We start from the raw sequence: 11,243 nt of genomic DNA on the forward strand, positions 1-11,243 counted from the left end.
CGGACATACCGATTTTCGAAATTGATAAGATCTTTACCTTTTTTAAGCAGGACAATTCTTTTTTCGGTCATTTCACGATCTTCCGGCGCTATAAATGAAATTACCAGTTTACCGATCATTTCCTCAGGCGCATAACCAAGAATTTGTTTAGAAGCGGGACTTACACTAAGGAAATAGCCATCGCTGCTCACCTTACAGATCATATCCAGGGATGATTCAAAAACCTTCTGAAGATTGTCTTTCATAAGACGTAGCTCTATCAGGTTTACTGTTTCCTCAGTGACGTTTCTAATATTGCAGGACACACCGAATAAAGTCCCGATCTCATTATACATTGGGTTTACCGATACCAAACCATATTGAAGTTTGTTCACTCTTTTATCGAACATCTGATCGGTAAAAGAAATTCGTTCCCCTTTTAACGCCCGCTGGCAAACTACCCTCCAGCGTTGTGTAATTTCACCGCCATAGCCCTCCAGCAGTGCATCATCGCCTTCTTTCAAATCGATCCCAAGGTTGGCTTTAACAAATTCCCGGTATCGGTTATTTGCAATAATTATTTTAAAATCCGAATCGACCGACCAAACCAGGTCATTGGTTCCATTGATAATGGCATACTGGTTAGCTTTTGTTTTTAATAACTCTGCTTCCTGCTTTGCCTGGGCTGTTACGTCCATCATGGTGGTGATGAATAGCTGTTGCTCGTAAAGCGGAATTATTTTTAAATCAATGATCTTTTTATTGTTTTTCGGAGTTACAATCTCTACGTGCGGGAATTCCATTTGCGACGGATCACCGCTCGCCAATGCTGAAAAGATTTTTTCGGCTGCGTCTTTACGATAATTATCATCAGGATACAGATTTTTAAAAACAGCTGAGTAATCCTCAAGATTACTGACCTCGTAGTCAAAAATCTCTCCGAATTTATTATTGATAAAGATAACCTCCTGCTTGTCCATCCGGTTAACTACTATACCTGCAGGGAGATTTTGAAGGATCTGTTCAATAAACTGGTTTCTTTCTTTCAGTTTGCTGAGTAACTCTATTTGTTCATTTTGAAGCTTTTTACCTTCAGAAACATCCGTATAATTATAAATAATACCATTGATATCCGGATCGTTTAAAAAATTGGTTATGGTAACATTCACGTAAATAATGTGCCCGTCTTTGTGCAATATCCGGTAAATAATATCCTTAATGGGCAATCCAGGGGCGTTTAAACTATCTTTAAATTTTGCCATTACATAACTAACGTCATCGGGATGTACCGTTTTATTAGTATTTAACTGGTACGATTCAGTTTCGTCATAACCCATTATAGTTTTAAAGGATGGTGATACGTAAATGGGTTTACGCCCGGCATCAAATAAAATAATCCCCTCGGTGCCGTTTTCAAGTAATGCTTTAAACCGTTTTTGGCTTGCCAGCAGTTTGTCTTCGGCCTCCTTTTCATTTGTGATATCCCTCCAGTTTACCACAATAGCCCTGATATCAGGATCATTAAGATAATTTGTAAACACAATGTTTATCCAGATGTAATGTCCCTTGATATGTTTAGTGCGGTATTTCGAGGAGATGGGCACACCTTCACTTATTAATACTTTACCAAGCAGATCGGTAAAATACTCCCTTTCGTCGGGATGGACAGTTTCAAAAATAGGCACATTATCCCGGGTATCATTTTGCAATCCGCCAAGACGGGCGGCCGCAGGGCTGCGATAAATAATGTTCAGGTCCTTATCCAACAGTGAAATACCCTCGTGGCTATTTTCAATCAGCTTACGAAAACGGATATGAGATTTAATGCTTTCGCTGGTAATGTTCCCGGCATCAATAATCTGTTCAGGGTCGGAATAGGGTTTCATATATCGGTGGTTAAGTAACCGGGTATAATTATTATTCCGGCATCAATTTAAATACCTTCAACTAAAAACCTGTTTATGGCGTATAGATATAAGTTATAAACTAGCAGCAGGTAAGTAAAGTTTAAAAAAATAAACGGAATAAACAACCAGATTGTTTCTTTTGCTTATTTAAATATCAACGAAAATATCTAAAACCTTTCCTTTTACGCAAATGAAATGGCTATATTTTGCGTACAATTATTTAAAACGAAATAATATTTATCAAATATTTATCTTTCTGTAGGTATTGGTATTTTATTTACAATTTGTAGTACATACTATTACAATTGATTCATAAATTGTACTACGAGCGTAATATCAACTCAAATGGAATTTAGCATCATATTTAGTATGATGTCTGGAAGTGAACATTTGCCCATCCATTTTGATATTATTTACATATTTATAATAGTATTGTGACTTTACAATTTTAAAAAGCAAAAAAAATACCCTTCCCATTATCTAAAAGCTTTTTCTCCGTTAATGCAAAAACTTTTTTAAATGCTAAATCCAGCTCATCACAAACGAGGTAGCCAGAGCCGAACTTCCTGCTTTTAATTATTTCATCAATGAATATTATGCTCATCGTATCATCCAAACCACAACTAACTATTCATAATCGGTTTTATGTGATATTCCCGCAAGGTTTTACAAATTAGCGCCCATAGTAATTTCAAAAAAAAGAACCGGCAAAACATTCAAATGGGCTGCAATATTTACCCCATGAAGATTAATACCTTCTTTGGCAAGATATTAAAATTGCTAAGTAAATAATTTGCAGTTAGGCAGGCCCGGCAAATGATTACAACGAATTTATTACCTAATTATCCCATTAAAAACAAAAAGAGTATGACAGACATAGCGCCCCAACCAGCCCCATCACTTATTGCAGAACAAAAAATCGAAAACAAGAAGCACACTTGCCCAAAATGCAAGGGTGGGCAACCTACCCGCATACACCGCGGTATATTAATAAAAGCATTGTTTCCGCGGATTGTAAAAAGATACCAATGCGGTAAGTGCCTGAACCAGTTTTATGCTATTGGTTAAAATAATTTCCCTGAAAAAATACCTGCATCTTGTATTTGACATGTATTTGAAAGAACATGCAGATTTGTTGTGATTTTTGCCAGAAAGGGCCCCATTAAACCGCTATAAAAATGGTTTATCCGGGGCCTGATTTTTAATTAGCAAAATACCGTCACTAAGGTATACCATAGTCTTATTGTTAAACCTGTATGGTTCTATACTACCAGGAATTATTTTTTACCATTAAACAAAAGTTGCCATGTTTTATCAACGGAACAACTACAAATAATTCATATTTAATTCTATAAATAGTATCCTGCAGATTTTACAACTTAGCGTTATTATTATTTAGAAACATGAACCAACCTACAAATTATTACAGTTTATACTGCTTAAATCAGCCTTGTATTAATTCCGTATTTCATAAAAACATCAAGGTTATCAAAGTATTTAATCTGGAAAACATTACCGCATCTTATATTTGTTGCAATTGCCACCAGCCGCTTGCGTCGTACATGGACGTTTTAATTGAGCATGCGCTTATAGAAGCCGAGGTCAAAAGTCTTTCATATTGTCATTAGGATTACGGTCGATTAGTTTGCTATATGGATCAATACCTACCCGTGCAGGCTTACCCTTAACAATTAACGTAATAGTGTGCTTGCCGTAAGTAAGCTTGTATTTCTTTAAATACAACGGATTTACCTGCGTCCGTCCTTCCTTATTTTTGCTATCAGCGGCAAATATGCCGATGGTAATGTAATCATTCATTTCCAGGGCCGGCACATCGTTGCCTTTGCTGTCGATATAAACTTTGGCTACATCTGTTTTCAAAGTCACTTTATACTCATTGTTTTTTCCGGTCGGAACGGCCTTAACATCAACCAACTTATTATCATACAAAGTTATTTTCTGCCAGGTATCATTTAAAAAGTATTGCAGGCTGTCGGGCGTATGTTTTTGCAAATAACTGTAAAGATTATTGCTGCCCGCAAATGGCGGTTTATTTTTAAACGCATAGGCATCTTTAAACTCTCTGAGGGCTGTGTTTATGCTGTCCTCCCCTATCATGTCCCTTAAACCGTACAATGCCACTGCCGCTTTACCACCCCATTCAAACCAGGTATTTGAGCGGATCAAAGGATGCTCCGGCTCTTCAAGCCGGCGCCTTACAAAGAGGTAAAACCATAACTGATCCATCGTTATCCATTTCATGTTATCCTTGCCGTATTTCTTTTCCATCATCACCAGGGCGCTGTATTGCGCTAATCCTTCGGCAATATTTAATGACCCTACGGTATTATTTGGCGCCACCTGGAAACGCCACCACTGCTGCGCCAGTTGCTGGGCAGTATTAAAATAGCAATAGTCTGTTTCATTGGGGTCATCAAAATGGGCGCACCATGCAAAATACTCGGCGTAGGTATCAAAAGTCGTAAATGAACCGGTACGAGGCCCATATTGCGAAGTTTCGGCTAAGCGGATATCTTTGAACGGATAAGGGCCATATGCGGTATTAAAATAGTGCAACCCATCTTTGTACGCAGCCATAAACCTGCTGACATTCCAGCTATGTTTCGCATCGTAGTAAATACTGATGTTTACCGGGTGTTCCAACTGCACGGTATCATGTGCCACAGCGTATTTTGCGCCCACTGCGGCCAACGGCGAATACATTCCCGGCTGGTTTTGTACAAAATGGAAATAGTTGCGCCCGTTTTGTTTCCATTGTTTTACCAGCTCGCCGGATGAGATCATGGTTTGATCGCCCGAAGTACTGATGGTAAGATCGAAACTAAAAAGATCAGAAGCTTTGCCTGCTTTAAGATTATTAAAACCTTCGGGATCATTTCGAGCAATATCTTCTTCCTCTTTAGGTGGCAAACCAGCTTTCTTACGCACATAAGGGCTGCCGATCTCGTCGTCATCATCATAACCTAATTCAGGCAGTCCACCTGTAAAGATAGTGCCATTGCGCAACAGGTGCTGCCCGTATAAGCCATTGTCAAAACCTCTAATGGTTACCTGTGAATTAACTTCCAGCAGTGCCGAGTCGCCCGGCGCCAGCGGTTTTTCAAACCGGTACAATCGATAGGCTGCCGTGTCATTCGCGGGCCTGAACCAGCTAAAAAACGTCCGGTGATAGATTAACGGGCTTGTAAAAGGCATGGGCTTGCCATTGATCTTTATATTGTAATCCGAAAGTTCATCTCCATCCAACAACATCTGCGATATCGGCCTATCGTTTTTATTAACAACAGTCAAAAAAGCTTTTACATACTGAGCCTGTTTATCGGGATAAATATCCGCGAACATTTTTACCCTGGTGATTTTTGGCAATGGCAGGCTGGCAAAATGTTTTAATGTTTTTTCATAAATGATTGCCCTGTCATCGCCTTCACCTTTGAGCGTATAATTATTTAAATAGCTAACATTATAGTAGTTATAGGCAGCAACGGATAAAAAACCAGCCAGTAAAACCGCACTGATCAGTTTGGTTTTTTTATCAAAACGCTCCGGAACCAACTGCAATCTTTCCTTAAAGGAAGATATTACGCCCCTGTAATAAAACAGGCCCGAAAGGATGATCAATAAGCCGCCAAAAAGCAACCAGTACAGGTTAAACCAATTGACGGGTGCCATCATGTGGCCTATTCCATCCATGTCGGACACACCAAACCACGGGGTATAAGAATAAAGCAGTAAATTATAGTTAAAAATACCAGATGTGCGCAAAAAGAAAATGCCCACCCAAAAGAAAACGCCAATGCCGTGGGCCACGAATTTATTGTTGATGAGCACATGTACCATATATGAAAACACTACCATTTCTAACAGCGACGGTAAAGTAATGATGAACATATAGATCAAATAAACCGGAAAGTTATAGTCGTGAAAACCTTTGCCCGTTTGCACTACAAAACCGGTTACCAGCGGGATTAATGTTAAACCTAAACCGAGTATTAACAGGGTTATCAGTTTTGAACCGTTTAACACCCAGTTTGGTGGTGGCAACGAGTCGTTGATATAGGCGTAGCGGGTTATCCTGTCGCGGTGAAGTGTTTCGCCGGTATAAAAGATGATGATGAAAAAGATAAAGAAAGTAAAAACACTGTTGAAAATACCCATCAGCATTACCGTACGTGGAAATTGAGGTACGCCGTTATCATTGTTGCCCATCCAGAAAACAAAACCAAGGAAAAAAACACCCGCCGAAAGAATGATCCAGAAATAATTATCCCGAATGATATTCAGCAATTCAATTTTAGTAAGATTAGCCAGTGTTTTACGGTTATATGATCCCTTAAAACTGGTATTGGCACTTGGTACAAACGCTTTCTTTGCCGCAGCAGGTTCATTATCAATGGCAGCTTTATCCCGTTTACCACTAAAGAACTTTTCGAAACTGAATGTAAAATACGTATATAAAAGGATCACAAGGCCAACACCTGTCCAAATCACACGGTTAAGCAAAAATGTTCCGGTAATAGGGAATGCGGTTGTATTTTGTTGAATAGATGAAGAATTGTTCGTCTGCAACCTCACCCCGTTAATTCCAAACGGATCAGCAAGGTTAATTACTGTGGCGTTATTGGTATGGTTAAGGAAAAATATGGAGAGAAAATAGCCTAAAAACAGTAAGATACCTCCGGCATAAATTACCTTTACACTGCGGGTTATGGCCACCAGCCCAAAAAACAGGGCAGAAGTAAAAAACAGGTTGGGCAAGGCCATCATAAAAAAAGGATGCAGGTAGTAGTTTAAATAATTGGGGCCATATTGCTTAGGGTCGCTCCAGCCCATGGCAGGTCCTAGTTTGGTGCCGAGGTAAGCGCCGATAATTATCGCGGAAGCAATAAACAACATGCTTGAAAATGAGCCAATGAAGCGCCCCCAAAAATATCCAGCCTTTGTTATTGGATAAGTAAGGTAATAGTCCTTTGTATTGTATTCAATATCACGGTATAGTGGCGTGCCCATTATTGACGAACTGATCAGCATCATGAGCATGGTAATAGCCGCGCAATACAATGCGATCGTGTATGGCGAATTAATATGCTCCTTTTCAGCCAGTGGCATTGATCCGGTTGCAAAAATGAAGGTTGCAAAAATCAGCGCAGCAATAAAGTATAAATATACGGCAGGCCTTCTCAGCCTGTTCTGAATTTCGAACAGAAATATTTTCCAAAACATAACCAATAAGTTTAATGGGTGGTTAAATAGTATTTACATCAACACGGGTAGCAATATTGCTGAAGTATACATCCTCCAGGTTGGGGATGGCCGGAGCAAAGCCGTTCCCCGGTTCAGTTTCCTGTATTATCCTGATATGCAATTTGCCTGTTTTTAATTGGGTAGAGATCACTTTAAAATCATCCTGGTAATGCCCCAGTTCCGTTTTATTGATGGCCTTGCTGAATATTTTCCCTTCCATTTCGTTTACCGCCTTCTCAGGTTCGCCTGAATACAAAACCTCCCCCATGCAAATGATCGCGAAATTGGAACAAAGCGTGCTCACGTCTTCTACAATATGGGTTGAAAGGATGACGATGGTATTCTCCCCTAACCGGCTCAATAAGTTGTAAAAACGATTTCTTTCCGCCGGATCCAAACCCGCGGTCGGCTCATCCACAATAATTAGTTTCGGGTTGCCAATCAGGGCCTGGGCTATGCCAAAGCGTTGCTTCATCCCGCCTGAATAGGTGCCTAAATGCTTCTTTTTGTCTTTTGACAGATTGACATTTTCCAACAGCGAATTTACCAGGTCCTTTCGTTCCGATTTATTGCCGATACCTTTTAATTGCGCTATATGATCCAGCATACGTTCGGCCGATATTTTTGGATAAACACCAAATTCCTGGGGTAAATAGCCAAGCAGTTGCCGTACTTCTGTTTTGTTTTTTAACACATCCAGGCCGTCCAGAAAAACGCTGCCCGAATCAGCCTCCTGTAAGGTTGCAATGGTACGCATCAGCGAGGATTTACCTGCGCCGTTGGGCCCCAACAACCCGAACATGCCATTGTTAAGGGTTAATGAAACATCTTTTATTGCCTGAACGCCATTTGGATAGGTTTTAGAAAGGTTGTTGATCGTTAATTTCATTTTTGTTCAGATTTAGATTTTTTTAATAAGTTTTGTGCTTTACCGGTCAATATCAATTTGGCGCTGTCGGCCAGGTGGTAATTCATGTCGCCGATTTGAGCGTTATTCAATATCAATTTGCTGGTATTTAAAATAGCCAGGTTCGCTTTTTGAATTTGATTATTTTCCAAAATCACCAGATTTGAACCGCTCTTTTCTTTTTTACCAATATTGGCATTAACCGTTTGAAAATGATCGTTCGCCAGGATAACCGTGCAGCCATAGTCCTGGTTAATGGTTAGGCTATCCTGTTTAAACCCTTCTATCAAAACCTGGCGCATCCGCCAGTCATCCCTTACTACCGTATCGGTTACATGTTTGCCGTTTGCCTTGTAGGTAGCATCGGTATTTATAGTTGAAAGATGAGGACATGAAATTACAAGCGTATACGTACTCGGGTCAGAGAGGTAGCCGTCTTCAAATACTGCGTTGATGCGCAATTTTTTTCCAATTTGTTTGATGCGGGTATATGGTGAAAAATTCGAATCGATCCTCACCTTAAACGGCCCTTGCACAAATTTTACATTTACTGCAGTTGAAGAAACCAGGTCAACAGTGTCAAAGTCCTTAAATTTTAAATCAACAAAAGAGTTATATGGATCTTTGTATTTCCCTGAAACATAAGCTCCTTTAAGTAAAAAATCGTACCATACCAGCGATATTAAAACCAGGATGATTCCCGCAAATACCAATTTATAACTTGTTTTCATTGTTATTGTCCGATTTGTAATTATCCTTTTTAAACTGCTCAAACCATTGCTGCATTTCTTCAAAACTGATACTCAGCAAATACATATTTCTAAAAATGCCCTGCAGGTCCTGTTCAATAAAGCGATCCCTGCGGTATGCTTTTATTTTATCGTAACCATCGGGGGCAACAAATAAACCCAGGCCCCTTTTGTTATAGATCACTCCCTGGTTTTGCAAAAATTCGTACGAACGCATCACTGTGTTGGGGTTAACTTCCAGCCCTACCGCCAGGTCGCGTACGGATGGTATCTTTTGTTCTGAAGGCCATTTCCCCATCAAAATATTTTCGCTTACAAAAGCAGCAATTTGCAGGTAGATAGCTTCGTTGTCTCTAAACTCCATTTTTCTACTTGTTAATTAAACCTGTTTTTCTTTTAACCGGTAATAAGCCGCTATCCAAAATATCACTGCCAAAACTGAAATGATGGTGATCATCCAGTAATCCTGATGACTAATATTGATCTCGAAAGTTCGCTGATTGCTTTGAATCCTTAAGCCCCCAAACGGTACAGTGATATCAACGGGCCTGGGGATAAAGACACCCAGCAGAATTCTATTGACGCTAATTAATAACCCAACTGAAATAAAAAACAAAAAGGCGGTTCTTATAAAGTGTAGCTTGTCGAAAAAAATAGCCCCATAAAAAGCAACCGCATGCATTAGTGCATATAACACGTACATTTCACATACTGGTGTTTTAAAAAAGTTAATCACCCCATCCTGGTGCCCCGGAAAATGTTTAACGTTTATCGCAAATGATACAACGAGGGAAAAGCCACTAGTATAAAGTATGATGAAGAGTAAAAAAGAATAGATCCATGCGACGAGGAATTTCTCAAAATGCGATGCAGGTAAAGTAAGCAACGCGACAGCTTTTTTCTTGTCGCCATACCCGGCAAAAATGGTGCTGGTAAAAATCGTGCCGGCCAATAAAAGGATGATGGAAAAAAGAGCAGTTTGCAAACCTTTGTCCATTGGCGCCTCAATCATATAAATCAGGAAACTGCCGCCCAGTATCATTACCCCCATCAATACGGTTAACGACATCAGGTAACTCCTATAATTTTCGACCGTATGCTTAACAAACAGCCTGCTGAACCTGCCTAAGTTAAATATGTTATTCATTTGGCGATGTTTTTAATATTTCCAACAAGGTTTTGTTTCCGGAGATAATGCCGTTGAAGAGTAATTCAAGATCAACCTTACTAAACTTGCCTGTCGTATTGCGCAGGATAGCATTTTTACCACGGATGCTTTCTTCTTCATAAACAACAGGCAGGCCTGCTGTATCAGGATACATACCAAAAATCAGCTTGTCCACCACTTCATCCATAGGCAGGTTAACCACAATTTCGCGGTCGTTCAAAACCAATAAGGTATCGATCAGGCTGTCCAGATCCCTTACCTGGTGGGTGGAGATCACCATACAGCGGTCATCAGTAAGCACGGATGCGATCAATTTGCGAAACTGTACCTTTGAGGGAATATCCAGGCCGTTGGTAGGCTCATCCATTATTAGGAGGTTTGTGTTTGTGGCAAGCCCAAAAGCGATCATGGCCTTTTTTTGTTGCCCAAAGGATTGTTTGTCCATTTTGCCGTCCATATCAACGTCCAGCAGTTTAAGATAATGGTAAAAATCGCTTTGATTGAATTTTGGGTAAAACCCGGCGGTATTGGCAACAAACTGCACTGGCGTAAGAGAGGGAACATATAACTCTTCGGCAATAAAATAAATATCCTCCAAAACTGAAACGGGCCGACTTGAAACATTTACCCCGTTATACAAACAGCTGCCCTTTTGCGGAAAAGCAAGTCCGGTCATGTTTTTTAGCAAGGTTGATTTACCGGCGCCGTTTTTTCCGAGCAGGCCGTAAATATGCCCTTTGTTTAACGACAGGTTCAGTCCCTCAAAAAGCAAAGCCTTCTTTCGGTATCCAAAACTTAAATTTTCAATTTGTATCATACCCATAGTGTATTAGTATAATAGTACACTACAAATGTAGGGTTGTTTTTTAGATTAACAAATATTTTGAAAATATTTTTTTTAAGCTTTGCCCGCAGCAAAAACACGCCTGAAAAGCACTTTCATTCGGTTATTTGCTATAATATTTACGGCAGACAGGCTTCCGGGTTAAAAACTATTTTTTTATAAAAAGCCGGCAGGCGCCTGATTATCTATGCGATACAAACCAGAAAACTTGAGATTTCGTCAACAAACCGCCCTTTTTGCCAATAAAACAAATTTTTTTTTGACGGCTTATGCGAATTGCTATATTTGCAGTCCCGAAAAAAGGGGTTTAAGGAATAACGGTTGATAAGACCAAAATGGTGAGGTGCCTGAGAGGCCGAAAGGATCAGTTTGCTAAACTGACGTACGGGAAACTGTACCGAGGGTTCGAATCCCTCCCTCACCGCAA

The 11,243-nt window shown here is 39.9% G+C and carries 8 protein-coding genes and 1 tRNA gene; 1 reads left to right on the top strand and 8 read right to left on the bottom strand.

Annotation, left to right across the window (positions count from 1 at the left end; all coding sequences use genetic code 11):
• The 8 genes from QZY09_RS24540 to QZY09_RS24575 form a co-directional block, all read right to left on the bottom strand.
• Window positions 1-1,865, bottom strand: a 1,865-nt coding sequence (locus QZY09_RS24540) for a PAS domain S-box protein (RefSeq protein ID WP_295677340.1), incomplete at its 3' end; no start/stop codon positions are given.
• Between the two features lie 469 nt (window positions 1,866-2,334).
• The gene (locus QZY09_RS24545; RefSeq protein ID WP_295677343.1) at window positions 2,335-2,490 is read right to left on the bottom strand and encodes a hypothetical protein; all 156 of its coding nucleotides are present in this window, start codon (window positions 2,488-2,490) and stop codon (window positions 2,335-2,337) included.
• A gap of 998 nt (window positions 2,491-3,488) precedes the next feature.
• Window positions 3,489-7,127, bottom strand: a complete 3,639-nt coding sequence (locus QZY09_RS24550; RefSeq protein WP_295677345.1) for a hypothetical protein — start codon at window positions 7,125-7,127, stop codon at window positions 3,489-3,491.
• Between the two features lie 22 nt (window positions 7,128-7,149).
• Window positions 7,150-8,037, bottom strand: coding sequence for an ABC transporter ATP-binding protein (locus QZY09_RS24555; protein WP_295677347.1), 888 nt, complete (start codon window positions 8,035-8,037; stop codon window positions 7,150-7,152).
• Entirely contained in the window at window positions 8,034-8,786 is a 753-nt protein-coding gene (locus QZY09_RS24560; protein ID WP_295677350.1) for a hypothetical protein, read from the bottom strand. Before QZY09_RS24560 ends, QZY09_RS24555 begins: the two co-directional genes overlap by 4 nt.
• The gene (locus tag QZY09_RS24565; protein WP_295677353.1) at window positions 8,770-9,168 is read right to left on the bottom strand and encodes a GntR family transcriptional regulator; all 399 of its coding nucleotides are present in this window, start codon (window positions 9,166-9,168) and stop codon (window positions 8,770-8,772) included. The genes QZY09_RS24560 and QZY09_RS24565 overlap by 17 nt, the downstream gene beginning before the upstream one ends.
• Window positions 9,169-9,183: 15 nt before the next feature.
• A complete protein-coding gene (locus QZY09_RS24570) occupies window positions 9,184-9,951 on the bottom strand; it encodes a hypothetical protein (RefSeq protein ID WP_295677356.1) in 768 nt (255 codons plus the stop codon).
• Window positions 9,944-10,789 (bottom strand): ATP-binding cassette domain-containing protein, encoded by an 846-nt coding sequence (locus QZY09_RS24575; RefSeq protein WP_295677359.1) that lies wholly within the window; start codon window positions 10,787-10,789, stop codon window positions 9,944-9,946. The genes QZY09_RS24570 and QZY09_RS24575 overlap by 8 nt, the downstream gene beginning before the upstream one ends.
• Before the next feature lie 364 nt (window positions 10,790-11,153).
• On the opposite strand from QZY09_RS24575, the gene QZY09_RS24580 reads away from it, so the two are divergent.
• Window positions 11,154-11,240 (top strand) — tRNA-Ser (locus QZY09_RS24580).
• Window positions 11,241-11,243 lie beyond the last annotated feature (3 nt).

It is taken from the genome of uncultured Mucilaginibacter sp., from assembly GCF_903913935.1.
Taxonomy (GTDB): Bacteria; Bacteroidota; Bacteroidia; order Sphingobacteriales; family Sphingobacteriaceae; genus Mucilaginibacter.

Excerpts from the sequence above, each read along its gene's own strand:
- QZY09_RS24545 (WP_295677343.1), bottom strand. The coding sequence starts at position 2,490 with ATGAGCATAATATTCATTGATGAAATAATTAAAAGCAGGAAGTTCGGC.
- QZY09_RS24550 (WP_295677345.1), bottom strand. The coding sequence starts at position 7,127 with ATGTTTTGGAAAATATTTCTGTTCGAAATTCAGAACAGGCTGAGAAGG.
- QZY09_RS24555 (WP_295677347.1), bottom strand. The coding sequence starts at position 8,037 with ATGAAATTAACGATCAACAACCTTTCTAAAACCTATCCAAATGGCGTT.
- QZY09_RS24560 (WP_295677350.1), bottom strand. The coding sequence starts at position 8,786 with ATGAAAACAAGTTATAAATTGGTATTTGCGGGAATCATCCTGGTTTTA.
- QZY09_RS24565 (WP_295677353.1), bottom strand. The coding sequence starts at position 9,168 with ATGGAGTTTAGAGACAACGAAGCTATCTACCTGCAAATTGCTGCTTTT.
- QZY09_RS24570 (WP_295677356.1), bottom strand. The coding sequence starts at position 9,951 with ATGAATAACATATTTAACTTAGGCAGGTTCAGCAGGCTGTTTGTTAAG.
- QZY09_RS24575 (WP_295677359.1), bottom strand. The coding sequence starts at position 10,789 with ATGATACAAATTGAAAATTTAAGTTTTGGATACCGAAAGAAGGCTTTG.